This is a genomic window from Nocardioides sp. NPDC087217, from assembly GCF_044744805.1.
Taxonomy (GTDB): domain Bacteria; phylum Actinomycetota; class Actinomycetes; order Propionibacteriales; family Nocardioidaceae; genus Nocardioides.
In genome coordinates, this window is the sequence record NZ_JBIUZB010000003.1 from 529,652 (window position 1) to 545,279 (window position 15,628).

15 protein-coding genes are annotated in these 15,628 nt (G+C 70.8%); 11 read left to right on the plus strand and 4 right to left on the minus strand.

The genetic code is table 11. The features are described 5' to 3' along the window. Positions 1 to 26: 26 nt before the first annotated feature. The gene (locus ACIO3S_RS16810) at positions 27 to 440 is read right to left on the minus strand and encodes a VOC family protein (protein ID WP_400465766.1); all 414 of its coding nucleotides are present in this window, start codon (positions 438 to 440) and stop codon (positions 27 to 29) included. A gap of 85 nt (positions 441 to 525) precedes the next feature. Between ACIO3S_RS16810 and ACIO3S_RS16815 the strand changes: the two genes are divergently transcribed. Genes ACIO3S_RS16815 through ACIO3S_RS16825 form a run of 3 tightly spaced genes read left to right on the plus strand, consistent with a single transcriptional unit; the run spans position 526 to position 2,495 of the window. Continuing rightward, positions 526 to 1,485, plus strand: coding sequence for a helix-turn-helix transcriptional regulator (locus ACIO3S_RS16815; protein ID WP_400465769.1), 960 nt, complete (start codon positions 526 to 528; stop codon positions 1,483 to 1,485). Between the two features lie 49 nt (positions 1,486 to 1,534). After that, complete coding sequence (locus tag ACIO3S_RS16820) at positions 1,535 to 2,011, plus strand: pyridoxamine 5'-phosphate oxidase family protein (protein WP_400465771.1); 477 nt, start codon at positions 1,535 to 1,537, stop codon at positions 2,009 to 2,011. Positions 2,012 to 2,042: 31 nt separating this feature from the next. Then, the gene (locus tag ACIO3S_RS16825; protein ID WP_400465774.1) at positions 2,043 to 2,495 is read left to right on the plus strand and encodes an NUDIX hydrolase; all 453 of its coding nucleotides are present in this window, start codon (positions 2,043 to 2,045) and stop codon (positions 2,493 to 2,495) included. On the opposite strand, the gene ACIO3S_RS16830 is transcribed toward ACIO3S_RS16825, so the two are convergent. After that, positions 2,480 to 3,004, minus strand: a complete 525-nt coding sequence (locus ACIO3S_RS16830; RefSeq protein ID WP_400465777.1) for a cupin domain-containing protein — start codon at positions 3,002 to 3,004, stop codon at positions 2,480 to 2,482. The genes ACIO3S_RS16825 and ACIO3S_RS16830 overlap by 16 nt on opposite strands. Before the next feature lie 54 nt (positions 3,005 to 3,058). Here ACIO3S_RS16830 and ACIO3S_RS16835 point away from each other — a divergent pair, with 54 nt between their 5' ends. Together ACIO3S_RS16835 and ACIO3S_RS16840 are read left to right on the plus strand one after the other, a co-directional pair. Continuing rightward, positions 3,059 to 3,952, plus strand: a complete 894-nt coding sequence (locus ACIO3S_RS16835; RefSeq protein WP_400465780.1) for an aminoglycoside phosphotransferase family protein — start codon at positions 3,059 to 3,061, stop codon at positions 3,950 to 3,952. A 45-nt stretch (positions 3,953 to 3,997) separates the two neighbouring features. Next, positions 3,998 to 4,645: an MOSC domain-containing protein gene (locus tag ACIO3S_RS16840; protein ID WP_400465783.1), complete on the plus strand. Its 648-nt coding sequence runs from the start codon at positions 3,998 to 4,000 to the stop codon at positions 4,643 to 4,645. Here ACIO3S_RS16840 and ACIO3S_RS16845 read toward each other — a convergent pair. Together ACIO3S_RS16845 and ACIO3S_RS16850 are read right to left on the minus strand one after the other, a co-directional pair. Next, positions 4,642 to 5,718 carry a hypothetical protein gene (locus ACIO3S_RS16845; RefSeq protein ID WP_400465786.1) on the minus strand — a complete coding sequence of 359 codons (1,077 nt, stop codon included), beginning with the start codon at positions 5,716 to 5,718 and terminating at the stop codon, positions 4,642 to 4,644. The genes ACIO3S_RS16840 and ACIO3S_RS16845 overlap by 4 nt on opposite strands. Further along, positions 5,715 to 6,197: a sigma-70 family RNA polymerase sigma factor gene (locus ACIO3S_RS16850; RefSeq protein ID WP_400465789.1), complete on the minus strand. Its 483-nt coding sequence runs from the start codon at positions 6,195 to 6,197 to the stop codon at positions 5,715 to 5,717. The genes ACIO3S_RS16845 and ACIO3S_RS16850 overlap by 4 nt, the downstream gene beginning before the upstream one ends. 111 nt (positions 6,198 to 6,308) lie before the next feature. Here ACIO3S_RS16850 and ACIO3S_RS16855 point away from each other — a divergent pair, with 111 nt between their 5' ends. The 6 genes from ACIO3S_RS16855 to ACIO3S_RS16880 all read left to right on the plus strand — a co-directional run bounded on the left by ACIO3S_RS16855 (position 6,309) and on the right by ACIO3S_RS16880 (position 15,613). Further along, a complete protein-coding gene (locus tag ACIO3S_RS16855; RefSeq protein WP_400465792.1) occupies positions 6,309 to 6,821 on the plus strand; it encodes an ArsR/SmtB family transcription factor in 513 nt (170 codons plus the stop codon). Continuing rightward, positions 6,818 to 8,062, plus strand: coding sequence for an MFS transporter (locus ACIO3S_RS16860; RefSeq protein ID WP_400465795.1), 1,245 nt, complete (start codon positions 6,818 to 6,820; stop codon positions 8,060 to 8,062). The genes ACIO3S_RS16855 and ACIO3S_RS16860 overlap by 4 nt, the downstream gene beginning before the upstream one ends. After that, entirely contained in the window at positions 8,059 to 9,822 is a 1,764-nt protein-coding gene (locus ACIO3S_RS16865; protein ID WP_400465798.1) for a serine hydrolase domain-containing protein, read from the plus strand. Before ACIO3S_RS16860 ends, ACIO3S_RS16865 begins: the two co-directional genes overlap by 4 nt. Before the next feature lie 161 nt (positions 9,823 to 9,983). Beyond that, positions 9,984 to 10,664, plus strand: a complete 681-nt coding sequence (locus ACIO3S_RS16870; RefSeq protein ID WP_400465801.1) for a hypothetical protein — start codon at positions 9,984 to 9,986, stop codon at positions 10,662 to 10,664. Next, the gene (locus ACIO3S_RS16875) at positions 10,661 to 12,178 is read left to right on the plus strand and encodes a Y-family DNA polymerase (protein ID WP_400465804.1); all 1,518 of its coding nucleotides are present in this window, start codon (positions 10,661 to 10,663) and stop codon (positions 12,176 to 12,178) included. The genes ACIO3S_RS16870 and ACIO3S_RS16875 overlap by 4 nt, the downstream gene beginning before the upstream one ends. A gap of 12 nt (positions 12,179 to 12,190) precedes the next feature. Next, entirely contained in the window at positions 12,191 to 15,613 is a 3,423-nt protein-coding gene (locus ACIO3S_RS16880) for an error-prone DNA polymerase (protein ID WP_400465807.1), read from the plus strand. Positions 15,614 to 15,628 lie beyond the last annotated feature (15 nt).

Here is a 15,628-nt window from a genome sequence, read left to right on the forward strand (position 1 = left end):
CAGGCGACGAGCGGCCGCGCCATGGGTCAGCGGTCGGCCTGCATCGCCAGGTAGTGCGGGCTGTGCATCAGTCCGATCACGTTGCCGAACGGGTCGGCGACGGTGGCGATCTCCCAGCCGGGCTCGCCGAGGGGTCGCGGGGCGGCGAGCCCGGCCGCGCCGAGGGTGAGCAGGTGGTCGTACGTCTTCTGCACGTCGTCGACGTGCCAGTGCATGATCGCGCCGGCGGGGTTGGCTGACGAGTAGCCCTGAGGTGCGTAGCGGCGGTCGAGGAGGCCGAGCTCGTCCTGGCTGTCGCCGATGCGGAACTCGACGTAGGCCGGGTCGTCGGCGGTTGGCCGTGCGAAGTAGGGCTCGACGCCGAGGAGCTCCTGGTACCAGGCGGCGGCCGCCTTCACGTCGTCGACGAGGTAGTTGATGGTGGTGAATCCGCGGAACATGTGCGCTTCCTTTCGTAGTGGTGACACCCATGCTTCCGCTCAAAGTGCTCACCTCATGAGCACTTTGTGTGGCAATCTCAGATCTGTGCGAGCCGAGCGGATGATCGCCACGCTCCTGCTGCTGCAGGCGCGTGGCCGGGTGACGGCGGCCGAGCTCGCCACCGAGCTGGAGATCTCGGTCGCGACCGCCCGCCGCGATCTCGAGGCGCTGTCGTCGGCAGGCGTGCCGGTCTACCCGCAGCCGGGCAGGGGCGGGGGATGGTCCCTCGTCGGGGGCGCACGCACCGACCTGAGCGGGTTGACCGGTCCCGAGTCACAGGCCCTGTTCACGCTCGTCGGGCCGGGTGCGAGCACGTCGCCCGAGGCGCAGCAGGCCGTGCGCAAGCTGCTCCGGGCGCTGCCGAGCCCGTTCCGGGCAGATGCGGCCGCTGCCGCGGAGGCGGTGCGGCTCGATGCCGGTTCCTGGGGTGAGCAGCGTCGCTCGCGGCCCGAGGTCGTCGACGTCGTGCAGCAGGCCGTGATCGACCGGCGGCAGGTGCGTGTGGACTACACCAACCGCACCGGTCAGGTCAGCACCGTCCTGCTCGATCCGCTGGGCCTGGTCGCCAAGGACGACCTCTGGTATCTGCTGGCCACCCGCGAGGACGGTCCGGACGTACGCACCTACCGGATGGACCGGGTCGCCTCGGTCGAGGTCACCGCACAGCCGGCGAATCGGCCCGAAGGCTTCGACCTCGCCCGGGAGTGGCAGCGGGTGGTGTCGTACGTCGAGGAGCGGCGGGCTCGGGTGCGGGCCACGGTGGTCGTGCGGCGTCGGCACCTCTGGGTCCTGCGCGACCACTTCGGCACCTACCTCGATGTGATCGGCGATGCGCCTGCGGTCGGCGACGAGGAGCGGATCGAGGTGACCCTCGCCGCCCACACCGCTCGGTCCCTCGCCGAGCAGCTGGCCGGATGGGGCTCGATGATCGAGGTCACCGGGCCTGAGGACGTACGCCGCGAGCTGGCTCGCATCGGGGCCGAGCTGACTGCCGCGTACGGCTGAGCAATTTCGGTCGGGTCGGCCAGGGCCGGGCGGTGGTTGAGTGAGGCACATGCGTAGAGAACAGATCCGGTTTCCGGAGGGATACGGCACGCCGAGCGAGCTGCTGGCGTGGGAGGACGTACGTCAGCGGCTGGTCGAGGCGAAGCAGTTCTGGTTCGCGTTCGAGAGGCCGGGGCGGAGTCCGCACGTGACGCCGCTGGACGGGATCTGGTTCGAGGAGAAGCTGGTCTACGGCGGCAGCCCGGAGACGTTGCATCGGCGGCTCGCGGCCGAGCATCCGAAGGTGACGGTGAACCTGCCGGATCCGTGGAAGCTGGTCGTCATCGAGGGCGAGGTGCGGACGACGTCATTCGCCCCGGCGACAGCCGAGGAGATCGCGGGGCTGCTCAACGCGAAGTATCCCGAGTACGGCGAGAACGTCTTCGAGGCGAAGCACTACATCGAGGGGGCGCCGGCGGTGCATCCACGGCGGATCCGCGCCTGGACCTCGTTCCCCAAGGACGCGACCGCCTTCGTCTTCGACTGACTTCCGGCTGGTCCGCGCTAGTCTCGCGGGGATGCACTTCACCGACTACGACACCCGGGTGGCGGCGTACGCCGTCATCGTCGACGACGCAGGGCGGATCCTGCTGAGCTGGTTCAACGGCAACCATCGCAATGAACCGGGGTGGACGCTGCCGGGTGGCGGCGTCGACTACGGCGAGCAGATGCCCGCCGCAGTCGTGCGCGAGGTGAAGGAGGAGACCGGCTACGACGTCGAGGTCGGGGCTCCGCTGACGACCGATGTCTACGTGGTGCCGTTCGACCCCGGTCGCCGGCCCTACCAGTCCACCCGGGTGGTCTTCGAGGCACGGATCGTCGGGGGCGAGCTGGGCACGCTGGAGATCGACGGAACCACCGACTACGCCGCGTGGATCGGGCTGGACGACCCCGCGATCCAAGCCGACACCACCAGCCCCATCGTCCGGATGGGGATCGAGGCCCTGAAGGTCGCTCAGTCGACCCAGTAGTTGTCGTGGAGCTTGTAGAACTCGGCCATCTCGTCCGGACCGAGCTCGGTGCCCTCGGCCAGCTCGCGCAGCCCCTCGAAGTAGCCCTCCCGCGGCGCACCCGGGGTGAAGTGGAGCAGCATCGAGGCGGGCTCGTCGGTGGTGTTGCGGAAGCCGTGCAGGCCGCCGACCGGCACGTGCACGAAGTCGCCGGCACCGGCCGGGATCCACTCCTCGCCGTTGTAGATCCGCACGGTCCCGGTCAGCACGTAGAAGGACTCGGCCACGGCACGGTGGAAGTGGGGCCCGGGGCCGGTCTCGTTGGGCCCGAAGTGCCAGCGGTAGAGCCCGTAGTCACCTGCGGTCGTCGCTCCGGTGGCGAGATAGTCGACCTTCACGCCGTTGGGGTAGGACAGGTCGGGCGCGGTGGTGTCGGGACGGTAGAACGCCGAGACCTCACCGGCCTCGCCGTCGTAGCGCTCGGGCGGGTAGGGAACACCTTTGGTCCCCATCGACTCTGGAAGTGACATGGGCACAACCTGCCCGATCCGTCCGGGGTTGGGAAGCGGATTAAGGTGGCTCGCGTGACGCCGCTGCCGGACTCCTTCGTGGCACTCGCGGCGAACGGTCCCGACTGGGCGGCGTGGCTCGACCGGCTGCCCGGGCTGGTGCGCGATCTGCTCGAGGAGTGGTCGCTGAGGCCCGAGGGCGAGGCGACCCACGGCAGCACCGCCCTGGTCATGCCGGTGCGGACCGCCGATGACGAGGCGGCGGTGCTGAAGATCGGCTGGCCGCACTGGGAGGCCGAGCACGAGGCGCTGGCGCTGCAGACCTGGGGCGGCCGGGGTGCCGTACGCCTTCTCCGGGCCGACCCGAAGCGCTTTGCGCTGCTGCTGGAACGGCTGCACGCCGAGGACCTCTCGGAGCTCTGGGACGTACAGGCGTGCGAGATCGTGGGCGGCTTCTACCGGCGGCTCCATGTCCCGGCTCCGCCGCAGCTGCGTACGTTGTCGGCGCAGGCCGCACGCTGGGCGAGCGAGCTGGGAGAGAAAGAGCGACGGCTTCCGGTGCCGCCGCGGATGGTCGAGCAGGCCCGCGCGATCGCCCGCGACTTCGCCGCCGACGAGGCCACCGACGGGACGCTGATCCACACCGATCTCCACTACGAGAACGTCCTCCAGGGCGATCGCGAGGAGTGGCTGGTGATCGACCCGAAGCCCCTCTCCGGCGACCCGCACTACGAGCTCGCGCCGATGCTCTGGAACCGTTTCGAGGAGTATGCGGGGCGGATCCGCGATGGCGTACGGATGCGATTCTTCGCACTCGTCGACGCCGCCGAGCTCGACGAGGACCGGGCTCGGGCCTGGGCGGTGCTGCGGCTGATCGTCAACGTCAAGGGCGAGCTGGAGGACAACCGAACCCCCGACAAGGACTGGATCACCGCGATGATCTCGGTCGCGAAGGCCGTCCAGGACTGAGAAACTCGCGTGCCTCGATCCGGCGCAGCCAGGAGAATCTGCGCCATGCCCATCGTGCGAAGCGTCAACGTCGGTCAATCCAAGCCCGCTGAGTGGGCGGAGGTGGGCGCCACCTCGATCGAGAAGCTCGCCACGCCCGAGCCGGTGACGGTCGGCAAGGAGGGCATCGTCACCGACACCCAGACCGACCGGCGCCACCACGGCGGCGAGGAGCAGGCGGTCTATGCCTTCGCCCGCGAGGACCTCGACGTGTGGGGCACTCGGTTGGGCGTGACGCTCCGTGACGGGCAGTTCGCCGAGAACCTCACCACCGAGGGGATCGACATCAATGAGGCTCTGGTGGGGGAGCAGTGGCGGATCGGGACGGTGCTGCTGCAGGTCTGCAGCGTGCGTACGCCCTGCAACGACTTCAAGAACTGGATGGGCGTCTCGGGCTACGACAACGCCCAGTGGGTCAAGAAGTTCACCCAGGAGGCCCGGCCGGGCCCCTATCTGCGTGTCCTCGAGGAGGGGCAGCTGCAGGCCGGCGACGAGATCGTCCTCGTCCACCGTCCTGACCACGGCATCACCGTCTCGACGCTCTTCAAGGCGCTCACCACCGACCGCAGCCTGCTCCCGAGCCTGATCGGGATCGAGGGGCTCGGGGACAAGCCGCGTGCCGCGGCCGAGAGGTACGTCGCCGCCCAGGCCTAGGGACCGCAGGGCTGTCCGGTGCAGCCACGCAGGTAGAGACCCTCGGGGGAGACGCCCTGGATCTGGAGGCCGTTCAGCTGGTCCGTGGTGAGCGTCCCGGTCGGGATCACCGCGACCGCCACGTTGGCCTCGGTGATGGTCGCGTCGAACCGCTGCTCGCCGACCCAGAACCAGGCGGACTCCAGCGTCTCGTTGCCCAGGGATCGGGTGACGCGGACTCCTTCGGCGGTCTCTGTCCACTCGGTGGTCGGCGGTGCCATTCTCGCCTCACCCGGATCGCCATGGACCAGATTGCCGTCAGCGTCGTAGGCACGGAAGTCCGCTGACTCGACGTCGACGTCGTGGTCGGTCCACGCGACCGCCACGCCGTTGACGATGGTGGCCGGGATCTCCTCCCCGCTCGAGGTGAAGACCACCTTGGCGACGTCCATCGTCTCCGGCAGGGGAAGCATGAACTCCGTACCCACGCTGGTGCCGCTACGGGAGAAGTCCTCCCACGGCCCGGTCTCGGCGAAGGCACCCCAGACCTGGGGCAGGCCGAAGGCCCCCGCCAGGTCGGGGTCGCTGTCAGCGCTCCGGCTGGCGTCGTGCACCGTCGAGCAGGTCACCTCGTAGTCGCGGCCGTCGAAGACCGCCATCGCCGTCGAACCACGCTTCTCGGCGAGGAACGGCCAAGTGCCTTCCGGGATCTGCTCGACCTCGTCGGGGTTGATGGCATTGGTCGCCTCGGGTGCGTCCGTGTACAAGGACTTCACGTCGGCCCAGGCCGTCATCAGACACCGATCGCTCAGCACGTCGAGCTCCTCGGGAGTGAGGTTGGTCGGGTTGCCGGACCAGTCGACCGGAGTCTTCTGGGTGGGCGGCTCCGGGGTCGCGATCTCCGAGTCGATCAGCCGTTCGGGGATAGCGACGTACGCCCCGATCCCGGCGAGCGAGAAGGCGGCGACGGCGGCGACCGCCTTCGCGCCGCGACGGCGGCGACGCATCCGGTCGCCTCGGCGCAGGATCTCGGTGGCCGGGAGGTCCATGGTCTGGCGGTTGCTGTTGCGCAGCAGGGTCTCGATGTCGTTCATGACAGCATCCCTTCGGGGTCGGTCAACTGCAGCCGCAGGTTCGTGAGCGCATGGTGGAGCGTGGCGGAGACGGTGCCGCGAGCGATCCCCAGCTCGCGGGCGGTCGTCTCGGCGTCGAGGTCGAGGAAGTAGCGCAGTGCGACCACCTGGCGTTGGCGCGGTGGCAGCCGGCGTACGGCCTCCACCAGGTCGTGGTCGATGTCGAGGTCGTCGCGGGGGAGCTGATCGGGGGTGTCGGGGACGATCAGCTCACGGCGGCGCTTGCGCCACCAGGTGATGTTCACGTTGATCGCGGTGCGGACGACCCAGGCTGCGGGGGAGTTGGCGAGTCTGACCGTCGACCAGCGCGACCAGGCGCGCGCGAAGGCCTCTGCGGTCGCTTCCTCTGCCCGCCCGGGATCCATGCCGGTCGCGATCGCCGCACGCAGGCAGCGGTCCTTGGCACCGACGTAGAAGTCGGTGAATTCTTCTCGGCTCACGCCTGGATGACGCACAGCAGCCATTATCGGTTTAGGCGCGACCCGAATAACTGTTTGACGGTTTTCCCGGGCCTCACCAGACTCACTCCCAAACAACTCTTGGGAGGTTCGGTGGACGAGGAGATCTCGCGGCTGCGGGCGGCCGGGCACCCGCTGCGGCTCCGGATGCTGTCACTGCTGACGGGTGCGGAGCTCTCGGCGGCGGAGGTGGCGCGCGAGCTCGACCTGACCCACGCCAACGCCTCCTACCACCTCCGGCTGCTCGAGAGCGCCGGGCTGCTCGAGGTCGCGGGCGAGGAGCGGATCCGAGGTGGGGTCGCGAAGCGATACCGGTACGCCTGGCGCCGCGACACCGCCCAGGGGCCGCCGTCCAGGGAGGACGACGAGGTCCACACCCGTGCGATCGCCGAGGAGCTCGTACGCCGCCGCCGCTTGCGCGCCGACGGACCGGCCATCATCTCGGACGCGGAGATGTGGGTCGACCCCGATGTCTGGCAGCGGGTCCACGACCTCGTCCGGGAGGCGAGCGGTCTGCTCCACGACAACGCCCGGCCGCCGCGTACGGAGGGGACGATCCATGTGAACCTGACCGCATCCGCGTTCGTGATGGGTGACGCTCAGTGAGCGTCCGGGACAGCCTCTTCGTCCTCAAGGAGCGCGACTTCGGGTGGTTCTTCGCCTCGCGGTTCGTGAATCTCGCGGGGTCGTCGATGTCGCACGTGGCGCTCGCGTTCGCAGTGCTCGAGGTGACCGACTCGGCCTCCGCGCTGGGCTATGTGGTCGCCGCGCACACCATCCCGATGGTCGTGTTCCTGCTGGTCGGCGGGGTGATCGCCGACCGGTTCCCGCGGCGGCTGGTGCTGCAGCTGAGCAACGTGGCCTCGGCCTTGACCCAGGCGGCCGCTGCGGCGCTGGTCATCACCGGGCATGCCGAGATCTGGCATCTGGTCGTCCTGCAGGCGCTGAACGGCACCACGATGGCGATGGCGTTCCCGGCGATGCAGGGGATGGTGCCGCAGCTGGTGGCGAAGAAGGACCTGCAGTCGGCCAACCTGCTGCTCTCGATGTCGCGCGGCACGCTGACGGTCCTGGGCCCGTCGGTCGCGGCCGCTCTCGTGGTCGGCGTCGGTGCCGGCTGGGCGCTGGCGGTCGATGCGCTGACCTGGCTGCTCGCGGCGCTCTTCCTGCTTCCGGTGCGGATCCCGCCGCGCCCGGCGGACGCGGAGAAGACCTCGGCCATCGAGGATCTGCGGGCGGGGTGGACGTACTTCCGGAGCACCACCTGGCTGTGGGTGGTGGTCGTCGCCTTCATGATCCTCAACGCGATCCAGTCCGGCGGGCTGCACGTGCTGGGTCCTGCGTACGCGAAGTCCTCCTCGCTCGGCGTCGAGGGCTGGGGCCTGGCCAACTCCGCGCTCGCGGCCGGGATGCTCATCATGACCGTCGTGCTGATGCGGGCCACGATCCGGCGCCCGCTGCGAGCGGGGATGTTCGGGATCATGGCGTTCTCGCTGCCCTTCTTCGCGCTCGCGCTGTGGCCCGAGACGGTGCCGCTCATCGTGGCGATGGCCGTTGCCGGCGCCGGGATCGAGATCTTCAGCCTCGGCTGGAGCCTGGCGATGCAGGAGAACGTCCCGGGCGAGATGCTCTCCCGCGCCTACTCCTACGACGCGCTCGGCTCGTTCCTCGCGATGCCGGTCGGGCAGCTGCTCTTCGGGCCGCTGGCGGGCTGGTTCGGGGAGCGCCCGGTCTTCCTGGTCAGTGGCGTCCTCTACGCCGCGGTCTGCCTTGCCGCACTCTCGGTGCCCTCGGTGGTTAGGCTGCAACGCGTCGAGCAACCTGCCACCGAAGGAACGCCTGTATGAGCCTGAACACCTCCGTCGTCGACGAGCTCTTCCAGCAGCGTTTCGAGGAGAACCTGACTCCGGGCCTGGCCTATGGGGTCGTACGCGGCTCCGAGCTGCTCCACTCCGGCGCGTTCGGGGCGACGACCGAGGGTGGTCCGGCGCCGACGGCCGAGAGCGTCTTCCGGATCGCGTCGATGTCGAAGTCGTTCACAGCGGCCGCGGTGCTGCTGCTGCGCGACCGCGGGCTGGTCGACCTGGACGAGGCGATCGCGCAGTACGTGCCCGAGCTCGTCGACCAGGCGCCCTACTCCGCCGACTCCCCGGCCGTGACGCTGCGGCTGCTGCTCTCGATGTCGGCCGGGTTGCCGACCGACGACCCGTGGGGCGACCGGCAGGAGTCGCTGTCCTACGACGACTTCGGCACGTTCCTCGACGGAGGCTTCTCGACCGGGCGGGAGCCGGGGGTCGGGTTCGAGTACTCCAACCTCGGCTATGCGCTGCTCGGGCGCGCGATCGAGAACGTCGTCGGTGGTGACGCGCCCGAGGGGGCGAACCGCGACTTCGTCGAGCACGAGCTGCTGGCGCCGCTGGGGATGACCTCCTCGGCCTACTCGCCCGATGCGGTGCCGAACCGGGTGCCGGGTCATGTGCCGCCGCTGCACCCGGCCTGGGCCGGCGACCGGCTCGAGGGCCCGCCGACGTGGGCAGCGACGGCGCCGGTGCCGTCCGGGTCGTTCGCGGCGATGGGCGGTCTGCACTCCTCGGTCGCCGATCTGGCGCGCTGGGTCGGCGGCTTCCTGGGCGCCTTCTCCTCAGCCGCCGACGGGCATCCGCTGTCGAAGGCGTCGCGGCGGGAGATGCAGCAGCTGCACCGGTTCGGATCGGTGTCGGCCTCGCTCGGCTTCGACGGCCCCGAGGCCGGGATCGGCGCGGTCGCCGCCGGCTACGGCTACGGCCTGATGATCGACCACGACAGCAGGCTCGGGCAGTTCGTCCACCACTCCGGCGGCTACCCCGGCTACGGCTCGCGGATGGTGTGGCACCCCGAGACCGGACTGGGTGTGATCACGCTGTCCAACAGCACGTACGCCGGGGGCTACCCGACCGCGATGACCGCGCTGCGCTCGCTGGTATCCGACGAGCTCGCCGGTGGTGGCTCGCACCGGTTCTCGACGGTGGTCAAGGGTCTGCGGCCGCGGCTCGACTCGGCGCTGGAGGCCGCGGTCGAGCGGCTGCGTACCTTCGATCCTGCGGGTGCTGAGGTGTTCGCGCTGCCGTCGCTCTTCGCCGACAACGTCGAGCTCGACGCCCCCGACGCCGGGCGGCGCGTCCAGATCACCCAGGCGCGCGCGAAGGTCGGGCTGCCGCTGGGCGGCGCGCCCTACGGCTACTTCTCCCGGGCGATGGGCGTGGCGCTGGCCGTGGTGCCGGCCGAGAAGGGCCGCTACGACATCGAGGTCATGCTCTCCCCGGAGGCCGAGCCGCGCATCCAGACCCTGCGCGTCAACGCCGTCCCCGACGCCCACGGCGGCCTCGTCGCCGCCGCCCGCGCCGCACTCGAGGAGAGCTCCCCGGTCATCGCCGCCCTCCGGGCCTTCGGCGTGCCCGAGCTGATCACCACGCCGCTGTCCGGCGATGGCTCGTCGAAGGCCGACTTCCTGGTCGTCGCCGGCACGACGTACTGGAAGATCGCGGTGGCCAAGACGACCACCGTCACCGCCCTCCCCACCTCCGACTATCCCCGCCTCACCTACCTCGCCTCCGCGCTCCGCGGCTGACCCCACCCGCCGAGGCGTCAGCTACGTCGGCCGAAGCGTCACTCCCGTCGGCCGAATGGGCATTCCGCTGCCAACTCGGCCGACGTAAGTGACGTCTCGGCCGGCGGGAGCGACGTCTCGGCAGGGTTGCTCTGTTCGAACAAATGTTCGATACTCATTGAGTGGGAGTGGTAGCGGGGATTGAGCGACACCAGAAGCTGGCTCAGATCGAGCAGCTCCGGTCGAAGGTGCGACGGCTGGAGCAGAAGCCGGGCATGGGCGCGGAGCTGGCGACGCACGAGGCGCTCGGTGGGGTGGTGCAGCTCCGGGCCGGAGGGACGTACGCGGCCGACTCGCTCTCGCTGGCGATGCTGCTGCTCGCGGGGCCGTCGGCGGCGGGGGAGTGGACCGCCGTCGTCGGGGTGGAGGACTTCGGCGTCGAGGCTGCGGCCGAGGCCGGGGTCGACCTGGAGCGGACCATCCTGGTGCCACGGCCGAAGGACTCCTGGCTGGAGGCGACCGCGGCGCTCGTCGATGTGACCACGCTGGTGCTGGTCCGGCCGGTGGGGCGGGTGACGCCGAGCGTCGCCGAGAAGATCGGTGCCCGGCTGCGCACCCGTGGCGCCGCGCTGGTCGCGCTGGGGGAGTGGCCGAGAGCAGACGTACGCCTCCGGGCGACCGAGCCGCGCTGGGTCGGGCTGGGCAACGGCGACGGCCATCTCCGGGCGCGCAGGATGGTGGTCGAGGCGGTACGCGGGACGGCTCCGCCGCGGCGTACGGCACTCTGGTTCCCGGCCGAGGACGGCGGTCTGCGGCGCGTCCTCGAACCGGTCGCTGACCTGCGGAAACAGGAGTCGGCATGAGTCGTACGCTGGTGGTCTGGTGTGCCGACTGGCCGGTCGCCGCGGCGCTGAGCGAGGCGGGGTTGCCGCGGCACCTGCCGGCCGCGGTCTTCGCGCAGAACCGGGTCCAGGCCTACAACCAGGCGGCGCGGGAGTTCGGGATCAAGCGCGGGATGCGGCGCCGCGACGCCCAGTCGCGCTGCCCGGAGATCCAGGTGCTCGCCGCCGACGAAGCCCGTGACGCGCGGGTCTTCGAGGAGGTGCTGGTGCGCCTGGAGGAGCTGCGCCCCGGTGTCATGCCGCTGCGTCCCGGGCTGGTCGCGCTGCGCTCGCCGGCACGCTTCTACGGCGGCGAGGCCGAGGCCGGCGCGGCGATCGCCGAGTGCGTGGTCGAGCTCGGGATCTGGGACGTACGGATCGGCATCGCCGATGAGCTCTTCACTGCCGAGCAGGCCGCGCGGAGCGCCGGGCCGCAGGAGACGTACGCCGTCCCGGCAGACGGAGGCTCCACCGCGTTCCTGCGCGCCCTGCCGGTCCATGTCCTCGAGGACGCGAACGCGGTCAGCCTGCTGCAGCGGCTCGGTCTGACCACGCTCGGCGGCCTCGCCGACCTGCCCGGCGCCGACGTGAAGGCGCGCTTCGGCGCGCAGGCCGCCTGGGTCCGCCGGGTGATCCACGGCGAGGGAGCGCGGCCGGTGACGGGGCGTACGCCACCGCCCGAGCTCACCACCGAGGTGGCCTTCGAGCCGCCGCTTGACTCCGCCGAGGCGGTCTGCTTCTCGGCCCGGCAGGCGGCGGAGGGGTTCGTGAAGGGCCTCGCGACGCGCCAGGAGGTCTGCACCGAGGTGCGGATCGAGGTCGTCATGGAGGACGTCCCGGACTCGGTACGCACCTGGGCGCACCCGCGGTGGTTCTCCTCCGTCGATCTCATCGACCGGCTGCACTGGCAGCTGGCCGGGGTCGTCGCAGGCGGCGCGGTGATCGAGGTCCGCTTCGTCCCCGAGGTCGCCGTCTCCGAGGCGGTCCACGCCGACGGTCTCTGGGGCGGCACGAACGAGCGCGTCGATCGCGGCATCGCCCGGGTGCAGGGCCTGCTCGGCCACGAGGCCGTCGTCGCTCCGGTGCTCCAGGGCGGCCGGACCCCACGCGACCGCCAGGCGTACGTCCCCTGGGGCGACCGCCCCAGCACCCTTCGCGACCGCGCGCTGCCGTGGCCGGGCTCGATCCCGCCGCCGGCGCCTGCCCGGGTCCTGGCCGAACCGTGGCCTGCGGAGGTCTGCGACCAGGCCGGGCGGCAGGTGCTGGTGCTCCCGCGCGGAGGCGTCTCCGCCGACCCCGCCCGCTATCGCCCCTCGGCCGGCCAGCCCTGGCAGCGGGTCGCCTCCTGGGCCGGTCCGTGGCCGGTCACCGAGGCGTGGTGGGAGCCCGGCGGCGGGCGACGGGTCGCCCGCTTCCAGCTCGTCGGGGTCGACGGCCGCGCCTGGCTGGCCACCTTCGACACCGACCACTGGCTCACCGAAGCCAGCTACGACTGATGGGCTCGGCTGATGGGCTGGAACAACCCCGAGATCCCGTGGAAGGAGCTGGAGCGGCGACTGTCGGGTCGCCCGCCGAAAGACCCCTACGGCGACGCGCCGATCTCCCGGCGCAAGAAGCGGCTGCCCGATGAGGAGGTGCGCGGGCCGGAGGGCCCGGTGGTGCCGTACGCCGAGCTCCATGCCCACTCCGACTTCTCCTTCCTCGACGGAGCGAGCTCCCCGTCGGCGCTGGTCAGCGAGGCGATCCGGCAGGGGCTGCACGGGATCGCGATCACCGACCACGACGGGTTCTACGGGGCTCCTGCCTTCGCCGAGGCGGCACAGAAGCTGACAGAGCCGGGGCGGCGGTTGCTGACGATCTACGGCGCCGAGCTGTCGTTGGGCCTGACCAAGCCGCAGAACGGGGTCGCCGATCCCGAGGGCAGCCATCTCCTGGTGCTCGCCCGTGGCGTCGAGGGCTACCGGCAGCTGGCCGGCGCGATCACCGAGGCGCAGCTGCGCGGCGACGAGAAGGGCCGGCCGGCCTACGACCTCGACGAGCTCGCCGACCGGGCTCGCGCCGGCAGCTGGCTGATCCTGACCGGGTGCCGCAAGGGCACCGTACGCCAAGCCCTCACCGGCACCGGTCCGATCGCCGCGGCCCGGGCGCTGCGCGACCTCACTGATCGTTTCGGACACGAGAACGTCATCGTCGAGCTGACCGACCGCGGCCATCCGACCGACTCCTACGACAACGATCTGCTCGCCGGCATCGCCCGCGAGGCTGGTCTGCCCACGGTCGCCACCAACAACGTCCACTACGCCACCCCCGACCGGCACCGGGTGGCCGACGCGCTCGCGGCGGTCCGCGCGCGCCGCACCCTGAGCGACATCGCCGGCTGGCTCCCGGCGGGCCCGGTGGCGTACGTCAGGACGGGGGAGGAGATGGACCAGCTCTTCCGGCGCTACCCGGGGGCGGTGGCGCGCAGCGTCGAGATCGCCGAGGAGTGCGCCTTCGACCTGCGCAAGGCCACCCCGAAGCTGCCCAAGCGCGGGATCCCCGAGGGCGAGACCGCCGCGAGCCGGCTGCGCCACCTGACCGAGGAGGGTTTCCGGGAGCGCTATGAGGAGGCGTACGCCGACAACCCCAAGCACATCGCGAAGGCTCGCAAGCGCGTGGATGAGGAGCTCGACGTCATCGAGCGCAAGGACTTCCCGGGCTACTTCGTGATCGTGCACGACATCGTGGCTTTCGCGCGGAAGGAGAAGATCCTCTGCCAGGGCAGGGGGAGTGCGGCGGCGAGCGCGGTTTGCTACGCACTCGGGATCACTGCGATCGACCCGGTCTTCTACAACCTCCCGTTCGAGAGGTTCATCTCCCGGCACCGGGAGGAGGAGCCGGACATCGACGTCGACTTCGACTCCGACAAGCGCGAGACGGTGATCCAGTGGGTCTACGACACCTACGGCCGGCGCAACGCCGCGCAGGTCGCGAACATCGTCGGCTACCGGCCGAAGATGGCGGTCAGGGACGCGGCCAAGGCGCTCGGCCACAGCCCCGGCCAGCAGGACGCCTGGTCCAAGCACCTCGGCTACTCCCGCGTCGAGGCACCCGACGACGTCGGCATCCCCGCTCCGGTCCTCGCGCTGGCAGAGGAGATCCACGGAGCCCCGCGCCATCTCGGCATCCACTCCGGCGGCATGGTGCTGACCGAGGAGCCGATCGGCGAGGTCGTACCCATCGAGCGTGCCCGCATGGAGAAGCGCACCGTGATCCAGTGGGACAAGGACGCCGCCGAATACATGGGGCTGGTGAAGTTCGACCTGCTCGGGCTCGGGATGCTGGCGGCGCTCGACCACATGATGCATCTGGCTCTCGAGCACCTGGGGGAGGGCTGGACCCTGGCGACCATTCCCAAGGAGGAGCCGGCGGTCTACGACATGCTCTGCCGGGCCGACTCGATCGGCGTCTTCCAGGTCGAGTCGCGCGCCCAGATCGGCACCCTGCCGCGCCTGCAGCCGCGCTGCTTCTACGACCTGGCGATCGAGATCGCGCTCATCCGGCCCGGGCCGGTGCAGGGCGGAGCGGTCCATCCCTACGTACGCCGGGCCACCGGGCGCGAGGAGGTCAGCTACGCCCACGAGCTGCTGGAGCCGGTGCTGGAGCGCACCCTCGGGGTGCCGCTGTTCCAGGAGCAGCTCATGGAGATGGGCCGCGTCCTGGGCGACTTCAACCACGACGACGCCGATCTGCTGCGCCGGGCGATGGGCTCGAAGCGTGGTCTCGAGCGCATCGACTCGCTCAAGGAGCAGCTCTACGAGGGCATGCGGGCCAAGGGCATGACCGAGGAGACGGCCGAGGCGGTCTACACCCAGATCCTCTCCTTCGCGAACTTCGGCTTCGCCGAGTCCCACGCGCTGAGCTTCGCCAAGCTCGTCTACGCCTCGTCGTGGTTCAAGCTCCACTACCCGGCCGCGTTCCTGGCCGGGCTGCTCCGCGCCCAGCCGATGGGCTTCTACTCACCGCAGTCGCTGACCCAGGACGCCCGCCGTCACGGAGTGGAGGTACGCCGCCCCGACCTCGTCCTCAGCCAGGCCGCCGCGGACCTGGAGCCGCTCGATGTCGACGTCGTGTCGCCGACCGGGAAGGAGGACTGCCGGCTGGACGGCGAGAAGACCCCGTGGGTACCCGGCACCCCCGACCCGACCCCGGAGCACCGGCGTGATGGCAACTTCGCGGTGCGGCTGGGCCTGGACTCCGTACGCGGCATCGGCAAGGACGTCGCCAAGCGGATCGTGAAGGCTCGCGAGGAGGCACCGTTCAAGGACTCCCTCGACCTCTCCCGTCGCGCCGGGCTGGAACGCGCCCAGCTCGAGGCGCTGGCGACCGCTGGATGTTTGGAGGTGTTCACATCGAGCCGTCGACAGGCGCTGTGGCAGGCGGGCTGGACCGAGACCGAGGATCAGCTCGAAGGGGTGCGGTTCACCGCCGAGACCCCTGCGCTGCCCGGCCTCGACCCGGTCGAGGAGACCCTCGCCGACCTGTGGGCGACCGGCGTGACCCCAGGCAGCCATCCCTTCGCCCATCTCCGGGCCGGCCTGACCGCGGCGGGGCTCCCGAAGATCAGCGACCTCCCCACCTCGGAGCCCGGCCGACGCATCACCGTCGCCGGTCTGGTCACCCACCGCCAGCGCCCAGGAACCGCGGGTGGCGTCACCTTCATCAACCTCGAGGACGAGACCGGCATGCTCAACGTCGTCTGCTCCGCCGGCCTGTGGAGGAAGCACCGCAAGATCGCCGTCTCCACCTCCGTCATGCTCATCCGCGGCATCCTCGAGCGCAACGACGGAGTCACCAACCTGGTCGCCGACCGCCTCGGCCCGCTCGAGGACATCCACCCCGAGGCGGCCAAGGCCATCGCCTCCCGCCACCGCTCCCGCGACTTCCACTGACCGCCCGCCGAGTCC

Bases quoted from the DNA above. Each gene is read 5' to 3' on its own strand.
- ACIO3S_RS16810 (WP_400465766.1), bottom strand. From the start codon at position 440: ATGTTCCGCGGATTCACCACCATCAACTACCTCGTCGACGACGTGAAG.
- ACIO3S_RS16820 (WP_400465771.1), top strand. From the start codon at position 1,535: ATGCGTAGAGAACAGATCCGGTTTCCGGAGGGATACGGCACGCCGAGC.
- ACIO3S_RS16825 (WP_400465774.1), top strand. From the start codon at position 2,043: ATGCACTTCACCGACTACGACACCCGGGTGGCGGCGTACGCCGTCATC.
- ACIO3S_RS16830 (WP_400465777.1), bottom strand. From the start codon at position 3,004: ATGTCACTTCCAGAGTCGATGGGGACCAAAGGTGTTCCCTACCCGCCC.
- ACIO3S_RS16840 (WP_400465783.1), top strand. From the start codon at position 3,998: ATGCCCATCGTGCGAAGCGTCAACGTCGGTCAATCCAAGCCCGCTGAG.
- ACIO3S_RS16845 (WP_400465786.1), bottom strand. From the start codon at position 5,718: ATGAACGACATCGAGACCCTGCTGCGCAACAGCAACCGCCAGACCATG.
- ACIO3S_RS16865 (WP_400465798.1), top strand. From the start codon at position 8,059: ATGAGCCTGAACACCTCCGTCGTCGACGAGCTCTTCCAGCAGCGTTTC.
- ACIO3S_RS16875 (WP_400465804.1), top strand. From the start codon at position 10,661: ATGAGTCGTACGCTGGTGGTCTGGTGTGCCGACTGGCCGGTCGCCGCG.
- ACIO3S_RS16880 (WP_400465807.1), top strand. From the start codon at position 12,191: ATGGGCTGGAACAACCCCGAGATCCCGTGGAAGGAGCTGGAGCGGCGA.